Raw genomic sequence first — 22969 nt, 5'->3', positions numbered from 1 at the left:
CACTCAAGCTCTCAATCGCGTTAAAGAGCACTTGCTTTACGGCACTTCGCATATGATTCCGTTTGTGGTGGCGGGCGGGGTGTTGCTGTCGCTGTCAGTCATGCTGACTGGGCAAGCTGCGTTACCTCAATCTGGCTTCCTGGCCGATGTCGCGCAAATGGGTGTTGCAGGTTTGACTCTGTTTACCGTCGTGCTCGGCGGATACATCGCCTATTCGATGGCTGACAAACCAGGCTTGGCTCCAGGCATGATCGGATCCTGGGTGGCGGTAGAGCAATATCAAACCGGCTTTCTAGGCGCGATTATCGTAGGCTTTGTAGCGGGGTATATCGTTCAATTGCTAAAACGGATAAAGTTGCCTGAAAGCATGACCGCGCTGAGTGCTATCTTTATCTATCCGCTCGTCGGAACCTTTGTGACCTGCGGTGTTGTGATGTGGGGCATCGGTTCGCATATCGCCTCGTTTATGACGGAGATGAACCTGATGCTGACCGAAATGGCAGGGTCTGGAAAAGTTTTGCTGGGCGCAGTACTCGGCGGAATGACAGCCTTCGATATGGGGGGGCCGATCAATAAGGTCGCCACTCTGTTTGCCCAAACGCAAGTCAACACTCAGCCTTGGTTGATGGGTGGTGTTGGTATCGCAATTTGTACCCCGCCATTGGGCATGGCGTTGGCGACTTTCCTTTCGCCGAAAAAATTCAAACGTGATGAGCGTGAAGCAGGAAAAGCGGCAGGTATCATGGGCATGATTGGTATTAGCGAAGGGGCGATACCATTCGCTGCAGCAGACCCTGCTCGTGTGCTTCCGGCAGTTATTGCGGGGGGCATTGTGGGGAATGTGATTGGCTTTATGTTCCATGTGGTCAACCACGCGCCGTGGGGCGGTTGGATTGTTCTGCCAGTCGTTGATGGTAAAATTGCTTATATTGCGGGCACTTTAGCGGGTTCTCTTACAACTGCTCTGGTTGTGATCTTATTGAAGAAAACCGTCGATGAACACGAGCAAGGTTATAGTCATCAGGAGCTTGGTGGCTCTGTCACGGAAGAGGGAGTAGCCAATGTTCTGGCTGTTACTTCTTGCCCTTCTGGTGTTGCTCATACCTTCCTTGCTGCTAAGTCTTTAGAGAAAGCCGCTCAGCAACTAGGCGTTCGAATTAAGGTAGAGACACAAGGTGCAAATGGGATTGGCAACCGAATTACGCAAAAGGACATCGACCACGCGCGATTAGTGATTTTCGCTCATGATGTGGCGATTAAAGAAGTCGAAAGATTCCGAGGTAAGAAGATTGTCGATGTTGGCACCAAGGATGCGATGCTCAACGGACAAGGGCTGATTCTTCGTAAGGTGTGATTGACTGGCAGATTGGCTCTTTGGTATTAGAGCCAATCCCACCGACGTTATCAAATCACTCTATTTGAAAGGGTGGTACTTAAAGATATCTTCAACCATGGTATTGAGCAGATCTAAGTCATCGCAAGTTTTTGCGTAAGTACGCAAGCCTGCGATTTGTACCTGTACATGGCGAGCAAGCTGCTTGGCATCACGGCTCTGGTCTACTTCACCAAGTTGCTGCGCTTCAACAACCAGTTTGGCAAACTCACCTTCCATAACCACTAGGCACTTCTTCGCTTCATCCAGTAGCTCTTGGTGTTCGTTGGTCAGTTCAGCAACCGTTTTGGAAAGCATACACATCCCATTGGGTGCGCTCTGTTTTGACTCAACGACCGCGCGTCGAACAAAGCTCTCAAGTGCTTTTAGTGGCGAGCTGTTTTCTTCACGAGCACGCTTTAAGTTCGCTTTACCTAATTCGGTATAGCGAGCTAATGTCTCTTTAAACAGACCCTCTTTACTACCGAAGGTGGCGTAGATGCTGCCCGGTCGCATGTCGATCACGTCTTGCAGGTTACGCATTGACGTGGCGTGAAAGCCTTTTTCCCAATAGAGATTGGTGGCTTTGTCGATCACATCTTGTCTATCGAATTTCGCTGTATTTGCCATTGGGTAACCTTAAAGACTTTGAACACATGTTCAACATTTTAAGCATGGTCGGCGTGAGAGTAAAGGATCTCACGATCTGTAGCAGTGGCTATTAGCTATCAACCACTTCAACGGTTTTGTGTTCGGCTCCGTAATAGGTGCCTTCATCGATGGTGTACATCAAGGTTTCGCTGCACTCCGGGCATTCGAACTCTTCATTGGGTTCAATAGCTTCATCTTCAATCCAGTCCCAACCAACATGCTCTTCACAAGAAGGACACTTCATACATTTGCCTCATTAATAGTTCATCTATTTTGTCAGCGGCGCATTATACCCATTCGGATCTCCACCGCAATACGCACCAATATAATGCAACTTGTTGTTTATTTGGGCATGTGCGTATTGTGTTGTATGTCACTTATAGACTTATTAGGTAGTGTCGAGCCTCTAGAAACCAATTAAAGCCCTATATTTTATAAGCTTAGCTGTTATTTTGACCGGGTGATATCTCAGGATGGCACATTTATTGATTAATTTGATAATTAAATGATCTCGGTAAAGGTGTACCAAGTAAGAAGTGTGCCACAGTCGGGATATAGAGATTTGTCAGCTGCTAGGAAAGGTTTATGAAACTAACGGACATGTCGTTCAAGCAAAAAATATTTGCCCTACTTATTCTACCCATACTTGGGTTTCTGTGGCTCAGTGCTTCAGCTATATCGCAAAGCGTCAACACATCACAAGAGATGCAGACCCTTAATCAATTAACTCGCCTTTCTGTGGTGTACAGTGAACTGGTACACGAGCTTCAGAAAGAACGCGGTATGACGGCTGGTTTCTTGGGGGCTAAAGGCACCAAGTTTGGTAAAGAGCTTAGCGATCAACGCAATCTAACGAACCAAAAGCGTTCTGCTCGTAACGACTTTTGGCAATCACAAAATGTGGAATTGCCAGAGATTACACAACTTAATCAAACAATTTCTCAAGGCCTCAACCAAATAACAGACATTCGTCGTCAGGTTGATGCACAAACTATCCCTTTAGGGAAGGCGCTTGCTTATTACACCCAGCTTAACGCTAAGTTATTGAGTGTGTCTTCTTTGATTGCTGATTTAAGCAGTGATTCGGTGATCACTCGTGAGACCATCGCTTACTACAACTTCCTGCAAGGTAAAGAGAGAGCGGGTATCGAGCGTGCCGTTTTAAGCAATACCTTCTCTAAAGATGAGTTTGGTGATGGCATGTTGGTGAAGTTCATCTCACTGGTGACGCAGCAAGATACTTATTTCTCTAACTTTAGAGAGCTGAGCACACCACAAAATGTGGCGTTTTTTGAGCAGCAACTTAATGATAAAGCGGTTGATGAAGTAAAACGCTTAAGAGAAGTCGCTAAATCGACCATGAGTGGGTTTGATACAGACCCAGTGTACTGGTTTGCTCAATCAACAGGACGCATCGTTAAACTGAAACAGACAGAAAATCATCTTGCAGATTCATTGATTAACCTCACCGAACATAAAGCTCAGCAGGCGCAAACTCAGATGCTGTTTAGCATTGCGTTGTTCGCGGTTGTGTCCTTGGTTGCTCTGTTCGTGGGCATCAAAGTGGTGAGAGACCTAACAACACGAGTCAGTAATTTAACGTCGGTGATGGCTAGTGTTCGCGATAGCAATGATCTAACAGTGCGTGCTAAATACGAAGGGAGCAGCGAGCTTGGTCAAATTGCAGCGTCTTTGAATTCGACCTTAGAGAAGTTTAAAGACGTGATGGATCAGTTGTCTCACTCAAGCATGTCGTTGGCTTCTGCGGCAGAAGAGACGTCGCAGACTTGTGATTACAATTCTCATGCATTGGTCGAGCAACAAGATCAAATTGGCTTAATCGCAACGGCAACCGAAGAGCTATCAGCGACGGTTAACGAGGTGGCAGATAAGACTCAGCAAACGGCGGCTTCAGCGCAAACGGCTGACCAGCAATCTAAGGTTGGATTAGAAACGGTTCAAAATTCTTACCACTCAATCGAGCATCTGGCTAATGAGATTAATGGCTTAGCAGATAAGATCGCACACCTTAATGAGAGTAGCAGTAACATCAACAGTGTTATTGATGTGATTAAATCGGTCGCTGAGCAAACTAACCTATTGGCACTGAATGCAGCAATTGAGGCGGCTCGTGCTGGCGAGCAAGGTCGTGGTTTTGCGGTTGTTGCGGATGAAGTAAGAACATTGGCGCAGCGCACTCAAGAGTCGACGGCTGAGATCGAAGGCTTTGTAACAGCCCTGCAAACCGATGTTCAAAGTGCATTTGACGTCATTGATAACAGCCAAAAAATGTCGCAAAAAGCGGTAGAAGATTCTCGTGATGTTGAGCAAAGCCTGCAGAGTATCTCTGATTCTGTCGGTGAGATATTCAGCATGGCAGAGCAGATTGCAACGGCTACTGAAGAGCAAGCGGTTGTGACGCAAGATATCGCCAAGAATGTTATCTCTGTGGAACAGAAATCGACAGAATCAACCACAGGTGCCACTCAGATTGCTGTCACGGCTCGCGATCAGGCTGAGCTTGCGTCCTCACTGAAAACGTTGTCTAACGTGTTTAAGCGATAAAGATTGCTAGAAATATAGAGCAAAAAATAAAGAAAAGGCCCGTGATTCGTTAAGTCTCACGGGCCTTTTTCTATTTTGGATTAGGTTAGTCTTCGCTCACAAATACATACATGTCACCACGACAATGGTTGATGCTGTACTCGATCGGCACGCCCTGTTTGTCGTAAGCGGTCTGCTCGATGAGGAGTACTGGGACATTATTGTCGATCGCCAACTTTTCTAGCGACTCTTGAGTTGGCATTTGCGCCGATACGCGACTCTGAGTTTTAGTTGGAGAGATGTCTTGGCTACGGAAATAGTCGTATAGCGAAAGCTGAATCTCATCTGGGTTCTTAATCAAGTGAGCAGGGACGTAAGACTCTTCAATCGAGACGGCTTGCTCGTCAATGTAACGAACGCGCTTAAGTAAAAAGACCTGTTCATTCTCTTTAATGGAAAGCTTGCTCGCAATCTCTGACGAACACTCAATGACATCTTTCTTGATCCACAAAGTGTCTGGTTTTTTGCCTTTTAAAACAGCCTGCTGCGAGAAGCCCGTCGCTTCTTTACCTGAGTATTCAACGGTTTCACTGATCATTGTCCCTAAGCCGCGCGAACGAACTATCACGCCCTCTTTGTCCAATACATCGAGTGCTTTTCTTACCGTAATACGAGATACGCCCAATCTGTCGCTGAACTCACGTTCGGTCGGAATAAAGTCTCCACCTTTCAGAAGTTTTTGCTCAGTCGCTAGTTTGACTGATTCCGCAATCTTCAGGTAAAGCGGTGATTTATCTTTTTGCTCGATTCGGTTTTGAATGAGAGTTAGCAAAGGCTGGTAGGTGCTCATAAAGGTCTGTTTTCGCTTTTATATTTGATAGAAGTATACCTGATTTGCGAAGCGCAGAAAAAGAAATGAACAATCTAAGGTGAAACCTGGATTCACCCTAGATTGTGAGTGCGAGAGATATTCTCGTTGCCGATTACACTGTTGCATTCAGTGCCTTGGGTGTAAGGCTGTTAGCGGATATCGGCTTAACCTGAAAAGTGAGAACTACAGCGACAGAGACGAGCACCGCGCAAATGCCAAACGCTAAAGTGTAGCTGCCATACCAGTCAACAGAGATAGCCGCGAGCATTGGGCCGATAAAGCCGCCAATCCCCCATGCTGTGTAAAGCACGCCATAGTTTGCACCGAAGTTCTTTAAGCCATAGAGATCCGCCATGATCGATGGAAATACCGCTAACAAAGTGCCGTAACCGATGCCCGCTAAAGCAGCGCCGAACATCAGTGTCTGGCTTGAAACGAATTGGCTGAAAGCGAGCATATTGATGCTTTGCAGAGCCAAGGCAATTGCGAGCGTTTTGAGACCACCAATTCTGTCACTGAGTACACCAGAGACAAACCTGCCTGCAGAATTGAAGATGGAAAGGGTCACCACCAAATACGCTCCTTGCATGATGTTTGCTTGCTGCGCCGCAATAGAGGTGATGTGAGCGATGATCATTAACCCCGCTGCTGCTCCAAATGCATAGGTTAGCCATAGTAAGTAAAACTGCTTGGTAGCGAGCATTTCACGCCAAGCGAAATTGTTTTGACTAGTCGCTTGGTTCTTTTGAACCGTTTTTCCTTGTGCTTGATAGTCGGCTGGTGGATTGGTAATCGAGCAAGCCAACGGGAAGGCAATTATAATCAGCCCCATACCGAGATATCTAAGGCTGAGTTCCAAGCCATAAGTGTCTATCAAATAACTGGTGAGTGGTGCCAAATAGATCGCTGCCAATCCGAAAGCGGTGGCGAGCAGGCCATTGACCATCCCTTTCTGAGACGAGTGGAACCATTTCATCGCCGTTGGGTTTAGGCAGGCGTATGCGAAACCGATACCGCCGCCAGTGATTACACCAAAGCTTAAGTTAAGATTAATGGGTGTTAATGAAAGACTGGCCAATACCATGCCAAGGCCAGCCAATAAGATACCCGTCATTAACACTCGCTTGGGACCTATTTTGTCCTGAATACGTCCGGCGATGAGTAAGGCAATCGACAACGTAATGATGGTGATAGTGTAGGGCATTGAGGCTTGGGTGTTGTTCCAGCCTTGTTCAACCAACGCATTCTTGAACACGCTCCATGTATAGAGCACACCAATACAGAGATTGATCCCGCAGCTAGCGAGTAAGATCTTTTTTGCTTTATTGTTCATGTTAATGACCAGAAGGGTATAAAAAAGGCTCAGCGAAACTGAGCCTTGTGAGTTGGATTTAGGCTTAATACTGCTCGAGGTATTGGGTGATTTGATTGACGTTAGGGGCACAGTCACCACCAACATGGCTCACCACATATGAAGCGACCGCGTTGCCGAGTAGAATGGCATCGGCCAGTTCCCAACCAGAGGCTAGCCCTGCAAGTACACCACCTGCGTGAGTGTCACCTGCACCGATTGTGTCGACGACTGTCGCTCTAAATGGCGCTACGTTGCCATAACCTTCGGCTGTCGCGAATAGCGCACCATCACTATCGATACGTAAAATCAGTGGGCAGGCGTAGTTGCGGTACCACTCCTCTACAAAGGTATTAACCTCTTGCATACCGAGTATTTCGGCTTCTTGGCGATTTAATGACACAATCGGTTTGAGTGCGATGAGTCGTTTAAACAGTGTTGGAGGTACGTCGCCAAGACGCGGACCGAAATCGATGAATAGGTCGATAGTGCTTGGTAGCGTTTCAAGCCATGAGATGAGCTGTTCGCCACATGCTGAAGAGAGCTGATACCCAGAGAGATAGATAATGGCATCATCTTCAAGGGATAGCTGATTGAGTGTTTCAGCGCTCCAGTTATTCTCTACGCCACTTACCGACAAGAAGGTTCTTTCACCATCAGGTTCGACAAGAGCCAGACACCAACCATTGTCTCCAGAGCTGTCTTTTAGGCTACTGTGAATGCCCTTTTCAGCCATGGATGCTGTGATGATGTCTGCCCATTGACCCTGACCGATCGGCAGCGCATTGGTTGATTCAACATCGAGTTGTTTCAGCGCAATTGCGATGTTCAATGCACAGCCGCCAACATGGATGCCTTTTTCTGTGAGTTCTACGTCGGTTCCGCGCTCTGGTAGGGCGGGGGTTTCGGTTACGATGTCGACCACTGCCGCGCCAACCAAACACAGTTGACGCATATTTTTAAGTGTTGGAATAAGCGAAATAAGTGCGTTATGAGGCATACTCTTTCTCCTTAATTTCTCTTAGTCGCAAGAAGGTTGCAGCGTAGCCAGCAAAGTCGAGCTGGTTTTCGTCATCGAGTTGTTGTTTGAGTTCAGTGTCAATCGCTTGAATACCATTCAACGCACCACAGATCGCTGTTGCCATTGCTCCGATAGTATCGGTATCCCCACCTAGGTTGGCACATAAGATGGCACAGCGGTTAGGATCAGTTTGCGCCAGTTCAACCATGGCAATAGCTGCAGGAACGGACTCAATCGTGCTCACGCCAGCACCTACCAAGTTGTAAATCTTCTCCATACGCTCTTCAATACCACTATTCTCAGAAGACACCATAAGTGCGAGTTCAATTCGAGCGCCCATCGAAGCACTGAATGTGGTGACATTCTTAGTTTGAGCAGCGTTGGCAATGGCAGGCAACTGGTCTTTAATCGCATTCCAGCTATGGCCTTCAATTGCTTTCGATACCGCCCAAGCTATAGCAACTGCACCAGCAATCGCGACATCCGATTTGTGTGTTGGGCTTGAAGCTAATGCTACTTGATCAATGAAAGTGTCCAAGCTGGTGGTTGGGACTAAACAACCCATTGGTGATACACGCATGGCAGCACCATTGGTCACGCCATTGTTTTCTAGCTCTTCAATGGATGTGCCCTCTTTGATAGCGCGCATTGCAGCTTTTGAACTTGGACCAAAGATGTTCTTATTGAAAGCATCAAACCCTTCTGCCCAGCTTAGAACGTTACGGGCAATAATGTCTGGGTTGATCTCGCCATCACACTCAATGATCGCATCTGCTAGAGCAAGCGCCATAGAGGTGTCATCGGTAAATTGGCAAGCATCAAAATAACAAGCGGCGTTGTTTTCTGCTGGGCCCGGTAAGAAGCGGTCAATCCAACCGAAGTGTGCTTTCACTCGGCTGCGTGGCCATAGCTCAGAAGGCATTCCCATCGAGTCGCCCAGTGCCTGACCATAAAAAGTACCCAAAATTCTGTCTTGTTTTGAAATGTTCATCTTACTTTACCAAAAAATAGGTTATCTAAAAGCTACTCAGCCTCTAGCGATAATGAAGGCTAGGATAGAGGCTGAGCAGGTATAAAATTATGCTTGAGCTTTTTCCGCTTGGGTCTGCTCGGATGGGTTATTACCCGCTTGATTGTCTATCTCGATCTCTTTGATCTCGCCGTTTGGTTCACGGAAGAAGTACATGAAGATGACCAAGATGATGGCGATCATGATGGCACCGAAGCCCCACATACCTGCCCAGTCAAACGTGAGCCCATTTTGTGGTTCGTCGTAGGCAAACATTTTCTCCATCAGCACACCACCTAAGCGATAACCCAATAGACTACCGATACCTTGGCAACCCAAAGTGATAAGACCTTGTGCCGCGGTACGCATGTGAGCAGGTGCTTTTTTGTCTACGTAAATGTAAGCGGTCACGAAGTAGAAGTCATAGCTCACACCGTGTAGCAGAATGCCGGCGAATAGCAGTGAGTATAGGTACCACGTTTCTGCACTACCGTAGACGAAGAAGCCGTAACGGACTGCTGCAGTGAAGAGACCAAGAAGTAATACCTTCTTAATACCATAACGTTTAGTAAAGAAGGGTAGAGCCAGCATGAAGAAGATTTCAGAGAACTGACCTAAGGTCATCCAACCCGTTGCGTTGCTCATGCCGACTTCAGTTAGGTAGCCGTTTGCAAAGATGTAGTAGAACGCCAACGGCATGCTGAACATGAAAGAACAAACAAAGAAAGCTAAGAAGTTTTTGTCTTTCAACAACACGATAGCATCAAGGCCAAGCATCACTTTAAGGCTAAGCTTGCCAGTGCTCTTTGGTGGTGTATCAGGCAGCGTGAGTGCGAAGATACCAAGAGCCGCAGAAGCTAGCGCCGTCAGAATCAGTGGGATGTTGCTCGATGAGATATCGCCGTAGCCCAACCATCCAGGAAGGAAACCGATCGCAATACCAGAAGCAATCCAACCAATGGTGCCCATTACACGGATACGCGGGAAGTCTCGCTCTACATCTTCTACATTCGAAAAAGCGATACTGTTGGTAAGCGCTATCGTTGGCATGTAAGTCAGCGAGTACAGCAACAGAAGTGGGAAGAAGGTGGCGAACTCAGTTTGTTGCGCGGCCAAGTACATGAGTACTGCACCCGCAATCAACATAACAGAAAGTACTTTCTGCGCAGCGAAGAAGCGGTCAGTGATAGATCCAACAAGGATCGGTGACAGGATCGCAGCAATTGCCGTACAAGCATAAGACCATGCGATCTCCGTTGGGGTAAATCCATTGGTATTAAGTATTTGCCATAGGGGAACAAACCATGCGCCCCAGATAAACCATTCAATGAACATCATTGAAGAGAGTTTGATGTTTGTGATTTTCATTATTTTGTCCTTTGGTACTGTAGGGTACGCATTGATGGTATTTTAAATGATAATACCAATACAATACCAAGTGGGTTGTTTTGTGATCTGTTTATCGCAATCGTTGACGATCTTTTGTCTCTTTGATCTTAGGTTAAGTGGCGCTGGGTGGTCATTTATTCGCTAACTGGTCGTTTTTCAAAGGAAAGTTTGCCTAGCTCTGACAATTAGATTGCTTGAGGGCTTAGAGTCTCTCGCGTTTTTAGTTGTTGCATAAGCTATTGGCTCTGTTGGTCTCTTTTTACTTTTCATTTTATTTTCCTTCAGAAGCCGTTATTGCAACCTGTAATTGAACAATGTTTTATATTTTGGAGAAAGAATGAAGTACTTTGTGGTCCCCGCTGTGATGTTGTCAGGGTTCGCGGTGAGTGCAGCATTTGCGGTGAGTGATGACGTTGAACACTTTGTGAGTTTAGGTGTACTCGATGGTTACACCGCATTGAATGAGTCGGAGTTTACGCCTGCGGTCGGCTATCATGCCTTGATCGACGATAGGCATCGTTGGGGGTTAGGAGTGGCGCACAGTATGAAGTCAGACTACACGACTACGACTGGCTCTTATGATTATGTCTATAACTTCGACTCAAAATGGGCAATTTTCGGCGGCGTATCGACTGGTTATAGTTTCGCCAAAAGGGATGATGGCGTGTTGGCTGGAGGTCAATTTGGCTCAACTTTCGAACCGGTAGAGAACATGAAAATGGAACTTGGCTACCGAATTCACGACACATTGGACAACTGGAAAGACAGAGATATGTCGCGAATTGAAGGGATTTACTTCGGATTTAGCATGAAAGTGTAATTACTGGCGACAAACTGGGTCGCCAGAAGCAGGGGCCTTTAAGGAACGTCGATACAGGAAAAGTTTACCGTAGTGGTTTGCATCTGCTCTTCAATGCGGTTGCTGATTCGCATTACCTGTGTTTCTTTGCCCTGTGTCTGGCACAAGCTAGTCGCTGTGAGCATTGCATCACTCTGAGAGAGGGACGACTTTTCAACATTATAGGTTTTGCTGATGGCGATCTCATATTGAGTGAGGCTATTGCCATTACTGAAGGCTGTTGAAGAGGCGAAAAACCACCATGAAAGAGATGCGAGCCGGAACATAATAATCCTCTGTACGACGTTATTGACCGGCAAATTTTAATGGTGGCTTCACTCACTAGGGAGTAAGGCAGTTTAATGCTTATACATGGATAACGCTTAAACTGGCTTACGCATAGATCAACTTATGTTCGTTCTCTCAATCCAATTGTTTGGCAATCAATCTCGCCATTATCTCAACTCCTTCTCGCCACTCTTTGGTCTCTTCTAGGTTGGCAACACTGAATCGAACACAATGTTTGTATTGATCATTTGTACCGAAAACCGTTCCCGGCAGAATACCCAATTTGTGCTCTAAACAGTCTAAATAGAGCTCATAACTGTCGAACGAATCGGGCAAGGTTAACCAAATCAGAAACGCGCCTTCCGTGCGGGATAGGTGATAGCGCCCTTTGACTTGCGGGTATTGGTTTAGTGACTCCGTGAGCGCTGTATGAAACTGTTTATAGTTGGTTTGATAGAGGCGTTTCATCTTAGCGATATGACTACGATATCGACCTGAAGTTAAGAATTGCCCAACGGCAGACTGCATTAGATTCGAGCTGCCCATGTTGTCGCACAGAAGAAACTTTTCAATCTGTGGTTGATATTGTCCTGAGAGTAGCCAACCGATGCGTAATCTAGAATCGAGTGTTTTTGATAGTGAACTCACATAGATCACGCGACCATCTTTATCGAGCTCTTTTAGGCTTGGCAGCGGTGCATCGTAGGCTAAGCTACCAAACACATCATCTTCAATAATGGGCAGCTGCTTTGTGATTTCTAATAGCGCCTTTCTGTTGTTCAAAGGCATGCGAGAGCCGGTTGGATTAGCAAAGTTGGGCGTCACCAGTACCGTTTTTACCGGCCATTTCTCAATCGCGTCTTGTAGGGCGCTAATATCAATCCCGGAATGAACGCTAGTCGGGATCTCCAGTGCTTTAAGTCCCAATGACTCCAGCAGCAGTAAGTTACCAAAGTAACATGGTGACTCGACTGCCACGACATCGCCCGGTTCGGTTAGTGCTCTCAGTGCGAGGCTAATCGCTTGTTGAGCGCCATGCGTGATGGCAATCTCATTGGCGCTGGCAGGAACGCCAATGTCTTGGGTGATCTTAAGGATCTGTTTCACTAACTGGTCATCGCCGGGCGGCAACTGGTAGTAACCGGGTAACTGTGTTTGAAGGCGGCTATGTCGGCCTATTTCGGCATAAAGGCTGCGTATCGCTGGGTTATTGACATTAGGGTGTGCAGAGCCAGTGAGGAGTTTGAGCTTGCCATCTGGGCGTGACAGGACGGAGCGAGTGACTGATAACAGATCCACCTTCTGTGGGCGGCTGTTATTTTTGAGAGTAACGAGTTTGAGTTCCTGCACTCGATAACCAGATTTAGGTACAGAATAGATGAGTCCTGTCGCTTCCAGCTCTTGGTAGGCTCTAATGACCGTGTTTTTGCTCATGTTAAGTTGTGTGCTCAGCTGGCGAATGGAAGGGAGACGATCATGAACGTGTAAAATCCCATCCTCTATCTGATTCTTAATGTGTTGCTCTACTGCCAAGTACTTATTGATACCCACCTAATTCTCCCTATCCACAAAATCTGTAACCATCTAAAACATTCAAACTGTATCTTTAATCTGTATCTGTACCCAACTAAGGTAACAGTATTGTTGAATCGTTGACCAGAGTTTTGTCGTGTTGATTAAATTTATCCCCTTTGTTTTCGTTATTTTATGGTCGTCCGGCTTTGTCGGTGCGCGGTTTGGTTTGCAGTATGCGGAGCCTGCGACCTTGCTGTCTCTTCGTATGATCGCCAATGTCCTGTTGTTCGTGCTTTTGCTTGCACTGCTCAAACGCAATATGCCTCGTGGCAGCGCGTTCTTTCACAGTTGCGTGGTTGGCATACTGATTCATGGCTTCTATCTTGGTGGGACTTATCTAGCGATTGATATGGGCATGCCTGCTGGATTAAGCGCGCTTCTGGTTGGCCTGCAGCCAATACTAACTGCCATCATGATTGTGACGTTTACTGTTGAACGCTTTAATTGGGCTCAATGGTTGGGTTTGGTGCTCGGTTTCTCTGGCATTAGCTTGGTGCTGATGGGCAACATCGAGTGGCAGTCGGATGCTCATAAAACAGAAGCGGTGTTGTTGTGTGTTCTCGCCTTGGTGGGCATTACGTTCGGTACGCTTTATCAGAAACGTTTCTGCCAAGGTGTGGATATGGTAGGCAGTGCGATGGTGCAGTATTTTGCATCAACCATTTTGTTTGTGCCTTATGCGATGAGTTTTGAGACGATGCAGGTCAACTGGACCGTGGAATTTTCATTAACCATGGTTTGGCTAGTCGTTGTGTTGTCTTGTGTGGCGATTCTGCTGCTGCTCTACATGGTGGAACACGGTGCAGCATCGAGTGTTGCTTCTGTGTTTTACCTTGTTCCTCCAACAACAGCTATTCAAGCTTGGTTGATGTTCGGTGAGTCTTTTGACTTTTACGGTGCTTTAGGCTTTGCGCTGGCTGCGATTTCGGTTTATTTAGTGGTTAAAAAGCCAAACTTATCATTGGGGTTGAAAAGAAAGGTTCAAGTGAGACTGTAGACAAAGCGACCAAAGAAGAGTGGATAGTATGCATCAACAAACAGAGCCCGTCGTGGGCTCTTTTAGTTTCTAAGGTAGGACCCAGGGGTAAACCTCTAAGAGGTTAGCGTTACGCTTTTCTCATTAAGCAAGCGTAAGCTGTCGTGAATGGCGCTTCTTGGTACTGCTTTAGGCCAGTCTCTTTGAACTTCATCATCAGTGGGTTGTGCTTTAGGCTCTCTTTGATTGCCGCTGGTGCTACAACTTCCACATCTAGGCCATCAATCAGCTGAATAGCCGCTTCTAGTTTGAAGCCGTGGCCACCACCTGCAAATTTGCCTTTGGTTTGACGTTGGCGAATTACAACCTTCTCAACTTGGTAATCTTCCATCAGTTTTGCGAAAGAGAACTGGAAGTCCTTCATTTTTTGCGTGTCATTTGCGTCGCTGATTGCGACTTTAGAAACGCGGCAATCAGGGATGTTGAACACACCATCTGAAAGAGAAAGTAGACAAATGATCGCATCATTACCTTTGATTTCAACGCCACAAATTTTCATGTTTTTACCTATCGATTTAACAGCCGTACATTATGGGTTGAATTGCCTCATATCGCCAGTGAATTGCGGGAATTAGGTGTTGTTATTTGGTTTGCGTGTTTACATCTGGATGAGTTGTAAGCGAACGAATTTGCGACAACGTTTGCTATGAGACCAACTTCACAAATTCGTGGCGCGAATTAATCCGTATACGATATATTATATGAATACCATTAAATATCGTACGGTTTAAGAGGACCAATGAGCATCAATAACCTTTCCATCCGCAGTAAGATCGCAATTCCGCTGCTGGTGATCGTCGCCGTTTTTTCTGCAGTCACCATTCTAAATGTGATTAAGTCGAACCAACAGGCCGCGATCAATCACGAACTTAACAATGTCGTGCAACCTGTATTAGAGAATCTAGAAGACGGCTATCGCGATATCTACCAAGTTATCTCTGCGGCACAAGGGCTTTTGTTAGCGAAAGATCAGGCGTCGATCGATTACCAGACGTTTGAGTTCAAAGACAATGCTTATAAAGCCGTTCCACGCTTTGAGAGTGTACAGAAGCTGTATGATGCAGGCGTTCTCGATCGCTCGTCTCGAAATGAGTTGACCAAGTTGGTCTCTTCAATGAGCCGTTGGGTTGATCTTCATGAGCCTATGTTTGCGGATCCAGCAAATGCCCACGCTTATAATCGCGAATTTACGCCTGTGCTTGATGCCGAGTTTGAAACTATCCGTAACCAGCTTTGGTCTGTTCGCTCGTTAATCGAGAAAAAACAAGCAGAGCTTCGCCAGCAAGCGAATGATTCGATTGAATCCAGCAAGATTGTTATCGAAGTGGGTATGGGGGTCGCGATTCTGGCCGCATGTTTTGCACTCTGGTTATCAAACCGTTTTATCGTTAAACCGATTCAAGATGTTGAGAAAGCGATGAGCGAAATCGCGTCTGGTGATGGTGACTTGTCTCAGCGTATGAAGGTTGAAGGCAGTGATGAAATTGCGCGCCTGAGTGCTGCATTCAATGAATTTGTTGGCAAAATCCATGTAACGGTTGAGCAAGTTATCTTTGCTTCAAACGCTGTTCGTTCAGAGATGGAAAACATTAAATCTTTGACTCAGAGCGTAGCGGAGTTCTCGGCTAACCAGCAGCAAGAGAGTGAAGTGGTTGCAGCGGCGGTACATGAAATGCAAGCAACCAGTGCCGCGGTAAGTGGTAACGCTCTGGACGCTGCAACCGCAAGTAATACTGCGACGCGCGAAGTTGAGTCAACGAACAGCACTCTAGCGTTAACTGTCGGTTCGATTGAACGCTTGGCTAGTGACATTGAGAATGCAAGTGGCGTGGTACATAACCTTGATACGGATGTGAAAAGCATCGCTTCAATTCTGGGTGTTATCAAAGGTATTGCCGAGCAAACCAACCTATTGGCTCTTAATGCAGCGATTGAAGCGGCGCGTGCAGGCGAGCAAGGGCGTGGTTTTGCTGTGGTTGCAGACGAAGTTCGTGCACTAGCAAGCAAAACGCAAGACAGTACAGGCGAGATTGAATCCATGATTGAACGCCTTGAACAAGGTGCGAAGCAAGCTGTTAGCGTGATGAATGAGAGCAAAGAGAGTGGTGAGAAAACCATTACTCAAGCAGAAACTGCAGCGGCCTCCTTAGCTGAGATCAGTAACTCAATCGGGATGATGAACGAGATGAACACGCAGATTGCAACGGCAGCTTCTCAGCAATCTCATGTGTCTGAAGAGGTGAATCAAAACGTTCAACGCATTGCTGAAAGTACTGCTCAGATGGTTGAGATGGCAAGCAGTGCAGAGAATGCATGTATGGCTCTGGCAGAGCAGTGTGAATCACTCGACCGACTAGTATCTCAGTTTGAAGTGTAGTTGTTGAAGAGACTTAACTGATAACAGATTAAGCGGCCTGTTATGAAGGTCTAAACTAAAAAAGCCCGCACTTACTTTTCAGTAAATGCGGGCTTTTCTATTTCGCCTCAACAAACTTAGCTACTGCGACCATCTTTATAGGTGTAGCGATAATCGACAGTGATAGCCGCTTGATAATGCACATCACCACTTATAGTGTCGATGCGTGAATCAAGATGACTTAAATGGGTTAATTCAATAGACTTAGCAGTAGATAACATCAATAACAGGTAATCGTATGGCGAATTGGGAAGGGGTAAGTGAGTTTGTAGCAGTGGCTGAGCGAGAAAGTTTTACCGGTGCTGCTAATAAGCTGTCGACCTCTGTTGCACAAATAAGCCGTCGTGTCGCGAGCTTGGAAGAGCGACTAGCCGTTAAATTACTCAATCGAACGACACGTAAAGTGTCTCTCACCGAAGCGGGTCAGCTTTACTATCAACAATGTAAACAGTTGGTGGAAGGGCTGGAGTTAGCAGAGCTTGCAGTAACTCAGATGCAATCGACCCCAAAGGGCCTTTTGAAAGTCACAGCACCTGTCACTTATGGTGAACGTCAGCTTGCGCCTTTGCTGCATCAGTTTTTGACTCAGTACCCTCAAGTAGAGCTTGAGTTGATGCTAACCAATCAAAAGTTAGATCTCATTGATTCTGGGGTCGACGTTGCTATTCGTTTAGGGCGACTGGAAGATTCTAGCCTGGTTGCCAAACGCCTATCTCAGAGGCAGCTCTATGTCTGTGCAAGCCCTGAGTACATTGAGCATTATGGCGAACCACATACTTTGTCAGAGCTTGCTAATCATCAGTGTTTGGTTGGTGGCTTTGAGCATTGGCGATTTAAAGAAAATGACCAGCCACGATCGGTACGTGTTAATGGCCGAATTAAATGTAACAGCGGTTTAGCACTTCTCGATGCCGCAAAGCAGAGCATTGGTTTAGTGCAGTTACCTGAATACTATGTGAGCGATGATCTAGAGTCGGGAGAGTTGGTGGAAGTGCTGTCGGATTTCCGAGATGACAAAGAGGGGATCTGGGCGCTCTATCCTCAAAACCGTAACCTCTCTTCTAAAGTTCGCCTGCTGGTGGACTTTCTCGCTGAGAATCTAGATTGATGAAAACTCGCCAAGTCACGGAACAAGACTCGAGATTAATTCGAGACGTGTTTCGTGGTCTTGAAGAGCACTATGGTTGGTTTGACTGGTGGCCGACCAGCGATCCTTATCAGATCATGATGGGGGCGATTCTGGTTCAAAATACGAATTGGAAGAATGCCGAAAAGGCGCTCGATAACTTAGGTAAAACGATTACGCCACAGCAGGTTGCCGCAATGGAACTTGATACGCTGGCACAAGCCATTCGTTCCAGTGGTTACTACAACCAAAAGGCTCTAAAACTTAAGGCAATGACGCAGTGGTTTGCTGATTATGGTTACGATATACAAACTGTGCGAGCTCAAGAAACGAACGTTTTGAGACAGCAACTGCTTGCGGTGAAAGGCATTGGTGGAGAAACGGCAGACGCGATTTTGGTTTATGCCATTAAAAAGGCATCATTCGTGATTGATGCGTACGCGAGAAGAATCTTTGAGCGAAACGGTTTGGATGTTCCTAAGTCTTATGAGAGGTTTCATGATTTGATGGAAGCTGTGATTCCACCTGATACTAAGACCTACGGCTATTACCATGGCTTACTGGTCGAGCATGGTCAGCAGTTTTGCCACCCCAAGCCCAAATGTGAAAAATGCCCCTTAGCTATTCGTTGCAAAGGAGCACTTTTATCTCATTAATACAGAAGTAGCGATAATGAAAAGTGTCGAACTATCGCTTTGTTACGCTGTTTCTTTCGATGTCCAATTAAGGTTCAATCTCGCCAATTGAGTATAAAACCAGCTCATCAGGATTGGTGCCTTCCCCAAGAGTGTGGATATCCTCGCCATCCTCTTTTAGCTGTTGAATGCACTTCATCGCTTTGGTCTGTTCAACACCGATAATGGTCATCATCTCTGAAGCAGAAACACCATATTTTGTTGCGATGAGTAGCTCTTTAACCTTCTTCTTATCTGAATTGAACATCGATAGTCCCCTTATTTCATCAAGCCCTTACTCAACTGAGCAAGGGCATTGATTTAAATAGTAGACTAAACAGTGAATCGATCGACTAAGTGGTACAACTCGTTTGCACGATCATTCAGGTTCTGACTGCCAGCACGGTTTTCATTGGCTAGTGTTGCCGATTGAGAGCTTGAGTCAGAGATAACCACCACGCGTTGTGAAATTTCTTGGCCAACAATGTTCTGCTCTTCGGTCGCAGTGGCGATGAGAGAGTTCATGTCCATGATGGTATCAATCGACTCCTGAATTCGCGCCAGCGCCTCAGCAGCAGCGTTAGCTTCTTCTACCGTTTGAGCACTGCGGTTTTGGCTAGAATCCATCGCTTTAACTGCGGCATCCGAGGCTGCTTTCAATTGTTCGATCATGGTGTGGATTTCACCGGTACTCTCTTGAGTGCGGCTTGCAAGCTTACGTACTTCATCAGCAACCACGGCAAAGCCGCGACCTTGTTCCCCTGCACGCGCCGCTTCGATAGCCGCGTTCAATGCCAGTAGGTTAGTTTGTTCGGCAATGTCTTGGATAACCGCGAGGGAAGACGAGATGTTTTGCACATCACCTTCAAGCTGAGATACGACAGTGTTCGCTTCGGATACCTCAGAAGCCAAGCCAGCCACAGATTCAGCCGCCGCGTTTACAATCTCTTGTGCTTCACGTGCGTTGTTCTCTGCTTGCTTCGCGGAATTCGCCGCTTGGCTCGCGTTGCTGGAAATCTCTTGAGCCGTGGTGGTCATTTCTGTCATCGCGGTAGCGACTTGCTCTGTCTCTTCACGTTGACCGTTTGCCAGTTCATCTACTTGAGCAGCACGAGCTGACATACTATTTGTTTCGTTTACCACTTGCTGGCCAACATCACTCACGCTGCGAATAATGGTTTGAAGGCTTGCAACAAAGGCATTGAAGTTGTCACTTAGGCGAGCAAATTCAGGGGCACGGAATGGCTCCATACGAGCAGTCAAATCGGCCTCACCACTTGCAAACGAGCTGATAGAGCGATCCAGCTGTTCGATTGGCTTCATAATAGTTCGGTTAATACCTACAGCGAAGACAGCAACGATCGCGGCGATCAGGCCACAGAACAAGCTGATCGCTGTGATCGTGCTCTGTAGTGCTTGGTTAGAACTCGCTTCCATTTCAGCGATGACGGCATCAATGTCATCGGTGTAGAAACCCGTGCCGAGCATTAAGTCCCACTGAGGAATAAAGACGGAGTAGCTCAGCTTTGGTAGCGCTTCGGTCTCGCCTAATTTAGGGAAGTAGTAAGTGGTAAATTGTCCGCTCTTCGAGTTTCGGATCAGGTCTTGAATCAGGTAGTTGCCTTTTTTATCCTGCAGATTGAAGTAGTTTTTCCCAATACCATCGGTGCTTTGACCAACCACAACACGCACACCTTTAGAGTCGTAACCAAAGATGTAACCTGACTCGCCATACTCGAGCTGACGTAGAGTCGGTAGGGCCTCTTCTAGGGTCGCACCTCTTTGCAAGAAGGGGGCGATCGATGATTCAGCCATTTGCAGATAAGACTTCAACTCTTTCTGCTTCATTTCCATCATATTGGTGCGAGTAGAGTTGACCTGCTCAGCGGTGAGTTCGGTTGTCTTTAGATAGCTTACATAAATCATCCCCAGTGTCATAAAGAGTAAAGGGATAAAAGACAAAATATAGAGGCGGTTTTTGATGGTTAGACTCATAAAGACTTCCTACTGCAGAGATATTGTTTTTTATTAGGTCACAAGACCGATTGAACAGATGAGCTTTGCGACACACTGCTCAAAAAATGGTACATATCGTTTTACAGTATTTGTCTGTTTAAAAAATGTAAATGCGCCATTGGTCTAAACGTTACGTTTGCATAGTTTTGTTCTATAAATTTGACAGCGGTTAACTTTTTGCTGAATGTGTGAGCAACATGTCACAAGAAATTGCGGGAAGAAGGGAAAAAATGAAGAACTATTGGTAGAGCTATTTGTGAATAGATAAGCATATTTACGTGCATATGCTCATAGCATGAGAGTTGATATAGATGCTGTGTGGACTGTTTATTTGAGTGAATTAAATGACCTTTTTCACTGTAGTTAAAATGCTAGATAAAAATAATAAGAGCCAATAACGGTTATTGACTCTTAATTAAGCCAGCTGACGTTGTCGTCTAATTATAGTAAGCCAGTTTTAGTTTCAGTGCTTTGTTCGCTATATGTGTAATCTGAAACTTTGCCTTTCTTATCCAGAGTGATGTAAAGCACCTGAGTTTCTGAATCAACACCAGAGAACAGGAACCCAACAAATGGGATGAAAGATGCTGGATTGCTAGATGCACTTGAATAGGTATAAGTCAGCTGTTTAGAGCCATCTGAAGAGAAACCTGTCGATGTTGGTTCGCCTAGCATGTCGATTAGTTGCTGTTCAGTCGTTTGGCCTTTCTCAACCTTGCTGATGGTCTCGTCGTCCATCTTAGTACCTTGTGAAGCACACGCTGTTAACATAACAGCTAGTAAAAGTGCAGAAGCTTTTTTAAACATAAATACCTCTCTGTGAATGTTTCGGGTACTTTCTTAAAAAATATAAAGTGCTTCAAGATACGAGAAATACAGAATAATCCATAAAATAAATTGAATATATTACTTGTAGTGTTGTATTGCCTTTTCATTTTATTTGTGAGCTTTTGTATTTATAACTTGGATGATCAATAGTTGAGCATTTCTCGTTTAATAAGTGTTCTTTATTAATCCGTTTGTTATTTATTGCATGGGTATAGAAAATGATTATTGCAATTGAATAGTTAAGGTAAATAATTGGATTCGTGTAATTAAATTTAATCAGTAAACTGTTTGTTGTTTATTTGACCATTTACCATCAATGCGACAAGGCTAAGAATGGCTTTTGATAGAGGTTGCGCTTTGCTAGAATGCGGCGCTCTGTGACAATCCAGTCACGCCGTTATTGATTTAAGTGAGTACATTCATGAAGAAAAGCCAGGTGACGATTGGTTTAACGAATCCTAAAAGCCCAACCAATGTTGGCGCTGTGATGCGAGCTGCAGGCTGTTATCAAGTGGATGAAGTTAAATACACTGGTCAACGTTATGAAAAAGCAGCCAAATTTCATACTGATACCAAGAGTGCAACTCGCAATATTCCACTGATCGGGGTTGATTCATTTCTCGATGACCTTGACCCAGAGACAAAGATTGTGTGTGTTGAACTAGCAGAAGGCGCGACGCCGCTACCAAGGTTCCAACACCCAGAGAACGCTATCTACATCTTTGGTCCAGAAGACGGTTCGATTTCTCAAGACGTTGCAGATCGCGCTGATCATGTTGTGTATGTACCGACGGTTGGTTGTATGAACTTAGCGGCAACTGTGAATGTACTTCTTTACGATAGATTGGCTAAGTCTGATGATATGGACGAAAGCAACGAACTTATTAAAAAGAGCCGTGATAACCGCAATCACCTTCTAGTGAAAGAAAAATAGCAACAACTCGAGCTGTTGTTGATTCATGTGTTATCTAAGTGATTTCTTAGCGGGTATGATGTGGTCACACTCTTCTCCGATGAAAGGCTAGATAACACATGGAAGATGAAAAACTTCTTACGGCTTTAAAAAACCAACCTGTCCTTGACCTCTATTCGCTCTATCAATCCCTCGAGCACAGAGGGACCTTATACTCATTGCTTGAAAAACTCGCTTCACTCAAAGACCAACACGCACTCGATACTCAGTTAAGCCCTTTGAAACCGCATATTGAAAAGGTTTTGGCGCAGTTTGACGACCAAACACCGGATGCTGTGCTCTTGGAAGCAGTGATCAGACAATCTGAAATTCAACAGCGAGGACACAGCATGAGCCGCTATGTACTGACGTCGGATAACCACCGTCATTTTGCACCCCAAGCGGATTTGGTGGTATTTGGAGACTCGATTACTGAGTGGGCACCTTGGGCTGATATCTTCCGAGACATATCTATGGTGAATCGAGGTTTAGCCGGAGATACAACCGCTGGCATGCTAAGACGAATAGACACGACCTTGAACGTGAATCCCAAGCTGATCTGCTTTATGGCGGGTATCAACGACCTTGCTCAAGGCTACTCTGTCAAGCAAGCTTTCACAAACTATGTCGAGATCGTAGACACATGGCTCAAGCAAGGGATTAAGGTCGTTGTTCAATCAACGCTTTTTGTTGGTGAAAGCCTTCAAGGTTTGAATACTCAAGTTGAAGAACTGAACAGCCTGCTAAAAAGCTATTGTCATGAGAATGGGGTTCAGTTCTTAGATGTGAATGAAGTTTTGGCGCCCAATGGTGTGCTATTGGATGATTTCAGCTGCGATGACCTGCACCTGAATGCCAAAGCTTATCAACAATGGTCGAGCCTACTTGTACCGGTTGTGCATCAATCATTATCCAGCGATTAAACAGAAAACCTTAAATAGTTAGCACATAAAAAATCGGCTAACTCATTATGGCGGGGAACCATATTTGAGTTAGCCGATTCGTTTAATCA

At 45.8% G+C, this 22969-nt stretch carries 21 protein-coding genes and 2 pseudogenes; 9 read left to right on the top strand and 14 right to left on the bottom strand.

Annotated features, from left to right (window positions below; translation table 11 throughout):
- Nucleotide 1: 1 nt before the first annotated feature.
- Nucleotides 2-1354, top strand: a pseudogene (locus AC6R05_RS19435) (PTS fructose transporter subunit IIBC); the annotation flags it as partial.
- 60 nt (nt 1355-1414) lie between these two features.
- On the opposite strand, the gene AC6R05_RS19430 reads toward AC6R05_RS19435, so the two are convergent.
- Together AC6R05_RS19430 and AC6R05_RS19425 are read right to left on the bottom strand one after the other, a co-directional pair.
- On the bottom strand, nt 1415-2002 hold the full coding sequence (locus AC6R05_RS19430) for a TetR/AcrR family transcriptional regulator (RefSeq protein ID WP_500648361.1): 588 nt from the start codon (nt 2000-2002) through the stop codon (nt 1415-1417).
- Nucleotides 2003-2093: 91 nt separating this feature from the next.
- A complete protein-coding gene (locus tag AC6R05_RS19425) occupies nt 2094-2267 on the bottom strand; it encodes a hypothetical protein (protein ID WP_172974289.1) in 174 nt (57 codons plus the stop codon).
- Between the two features lie 341 nt (nt 2268-2608).
- Between AC6R05_RS19425 and AC6R05_RS19420 the strand changes: the two genes are divergently transcribed.
- Nucleotides 2609-4588, top strand: a complete 1980-nt coding sequence (locus tag AC6R05_RS19420; RefSeq protein WP_500648360.1) for a methyl-accepting chemotaxis protein — start codon at nt 2609-2611, stop codon at nt 4586-4588.
- A gap of 85 nt (nt 4589-4673) precedes the next feature.
- On the opposite strand, the gene AC6R05_RS19415 is transcribed toward AC6R05_RS19420, so the two are convergent.
- The 5 genes from AC6R05_RS19415 to AC6R05_RS19395 form a co-directional block, all read right to left on the bottom strand.
- The gene (locus AC6R05_RS19415) at nt 4674-5417 is read right to left on the bottom strand and encodes a GntR family transcriptional regulator (protein ID WP_032553459.1); all 744 of its coding nucleotides are present in this window, start codon (nt 5415-5417) and stop codon (nt 4674-4676) included.
- 133 nt (nt 5418-5550) lie between these two features.
- Nucleotides 5551-6771: an L-lactate MFS transporter gene (locus AC6R05_RS19410; protein ID WP_500648359.1), complete on the bottom strand. Its 1221-nt coding sequence runs from the start codon at nt 6769-6771 to the stop codon at nt 5551-5553.
- Between the two features lie 64 nt (nt 6772-6835).
- Nucleotides 6836-7789: a PfkB family carbohydrate kinase gene (locus AC6R05_RS19405; protein WP_500648358.1), complete on the bottom strand. Its 954-nt coding sequence runs from the start codon at nt 7787-7789 to the stop codon at nt 6836-6838.
- Complete coding sequence (locus AC6R05_RS19400; RefSeq protein ID WP_500648357.1) at nt 7779-8801, bottom strand: ADP-ribosylglycohydrolase family protein; 1023 nt, start codon at nt 8799-8801, stop codon at nt 7779-7781. The genes AC6R05_RS19405 and AC6R05_RS19400 overlap by 11 nt, the downstream gene beginning before the upstream one ends.
- 87 nt (nt 8802-8888) lie before the next feature.
- The gene (locus tag AC6R05_RS19395) at nt 8889-10187 is read right to left on the bottom strand and encodes a nucleoside permease (protein WP_331441442.1); all 1299 of its coding nucleotides are present in this window, start codon (nt 10185-10187) and stop codon (nt 8889-8891) included.
- Between the two features lie 358 nt (nt 10188-10545).
- Here AC6R05_RS19395 and AC6R05_RS19390 point away from each other — a divergent pair, with 358 nt between their 5' ends.
- Complete coding sequence (locus tag AC6R05_RS19390) at nt 10546-11028, top strand: hypothetical protein (RefSeq protein WP_500648356.1); 483 nt, start codon at nt 10546-10548, stop codon at nt 11026-11028.
- A 38-nt stretch (nt 11029-11066) separates the two neighbouring features.
- On the opposite strand, the gene AC6R05_RS19385 is transcribed toward AC6R05_RS19390, so the two are convergent.
- A complete protein-coding gene (locus AC6R05_RS19385) occupies nt 11067-11333 on the bottom strand; it encodes a hypothetical protein (protein WP_500648355.1) in 267 nt (88 codons plus the stop codon).
- 136 nt (nt 11334-11469) lie between these two features.
- Nucleotides 11470-12885 (bottom strand): aminotransferase-like domain-containing protein, encoded by a 1416-nt coding sequence (locus tag AC6R05_RS19380; RefSeq protein ID WP_500648354.1) that lies wholly within the window; start codon nt 12883-12885, stop codon nt 11470-11472.
- Between the two features lie 118 nt (nt 12886-13003).
- Here AC6R05_RS19380 and AC6R05_RS19375 point away from each other — a divergent pair, with 118 nt between their 5' ends.
- Nucleotides 13004-13906, top strand: a complete 903-nt coding sequence (locus tag AC6R05_RS19375; RefSeq protein WP_500648353.1) for a DMT family transporter — start codon at nt 13004-13006, stop codon at nt 13904-13906.
- A gap of 109 nt (nt 13907-14015) precedes the next feature.
- Here AC6R05_RS19375 and AC6R05_RS19370 read toward each other — a convergent pair whose 3' ends face one another.
- Nucleotides 14016-14444 (bottom strand): DUF3010 family protein, encoded by a 429-nt coding sequence (locus AC6R05_RS19370; RefSeq protein WP_032553447.1) that lies wholly within the window; start codon nt 14442-14444, stop codon nt 14016-14018.
- Between the two features lie 240 nt (nt 14445-14684).
- On the opposite strand from AC6R05_RS19370, the gene AC6R05_RS19365 reads away from it, so the two are divergent.
- Complete coding sequence (locus AC6R05_RS19365; protein ID WP_500648352.1) at nt 14685-16322, top strand: methyl-accepting chemotaxis protein; 1638 nt, start codon at nt 14685-14687, stop codon at nt 16320-16322.
- A gap of 116 nt (nt 16323-16438) precedes the next feature.
- On the opposite strand, the pseudogene AC6R05_RS19360 reads toward AC6R05_RS19365, so the two are convergent.
- Nucleotides 16439-16528 (bottom strand): annotated as a pseudogene (locus AC6R05_RS19360) (DUF3316 domain-containing protein); the annotation flags it as partial.
- A gap of 71 nt (nt 16529-16599) precedes the next feature.
- On the opposite strand from AC6R05_RS19360, the gene AC6R05_RS19355 reads away from it, so the two are divergent.
- Nucleotides 16600-17469, top strand: coding sequence for a LysR family transcriptional regulator (locus tag AC6R05_RS19355; protein WP_500648351.1), 870 nt, complete (start codon nt 16600-16602; stop codon nt 17467-17469).
- On the top strand, nt 17469-18143 hold the full coding sequence (locus AC6R05_RS19350) for an endonuclease III domain-containing protein (RefSeq protein ID WP_500648350.1): 675 nt from the start codon (nt 17469-17471) through the stop codon (nt 18141-18143). Before AC6R05_RS19355 ends, AC6R05_RS19350 begins: the two co-directional genes overlap by 1 nt.
- A gap of 67 nt (nt 18144-18210) precedes the next feature.
- On the opposite strand, the gene AC6R05_RS19345 is transcribed toward AC6R05_RS19350, so the two are convergent.
- The 3 genes from AC6R05_RS19345 to bamE form a co-directional block, all read right to left on the bottom strand.
- A complete protein-coding gene (locus AC6R05_RS19345; RefSeq protein ID WP_285465170.1) occupies nt 18211-18429 on the bottom strand; it encodes a hypothetical protein in 219 nt (72 codons plus the stop codon).
- A 65-nt stretch (nt 18430-18494) separates the two neighbouring features.
- Entirely contained in the window at nt 18495-20156 is a 1662-nt protein-coding gene (locus AC6R05_RS19340; RefSeq protein WP_032553442.1) for a methyl-accepting chemotaxis protein, read from the bottom strand.
- Between the two features lie 462 nt (nt 20157-20618).
- Nucleotides 20619-20984: an outer membrane protein assembly factor BamE domain-containing protein gene (gene bamE, locus AC6R05_RS19335; protein ID WP_500648349.1), complete on the bottom strand. Its 366-nt coding sequence runs from the start codon at nt 20982-20984 to the stop codon at nt 20619-20621.
- Between the two features lie 442 nt (nt 20985-21426).
- Here bamE and AC6R05_RS19330 point away from each other — a divergent pair, with 442 nt between their 5' ends.
- Complete coding sequence (locus AC6R05_RS19330) at nt 21427-21939, top strand: RNA methyltransferase (RefSeq protein ID WP_285407172.1); 513 nt, start codon at nt 21427-21429, stop codon at nt 21937-21939.
- A 98-nt stretch (nt 21940-22037) separates the two neighbouring features.
- Complete coding sequence (locus AC6R05_RS19325) at nt 22038-22880, top strand: SGNH/GDSL hydrolase family protein (protein WP_500648348.1); 843 nt, start codon at nt 22038-22040, stop codon at nt 22878-22880.
- Nucleotides 22881-22969: the final 89 nt, after the last annotated feature.

It is taken from the genome of Vibrio sp. R11-SG3-ISO9 (assembly GCF_059834255.1).
Note: the sequence above shows the minus strand (reverse complement) of the source record. Positions and strands in the feature narration are given on the sequence as shown.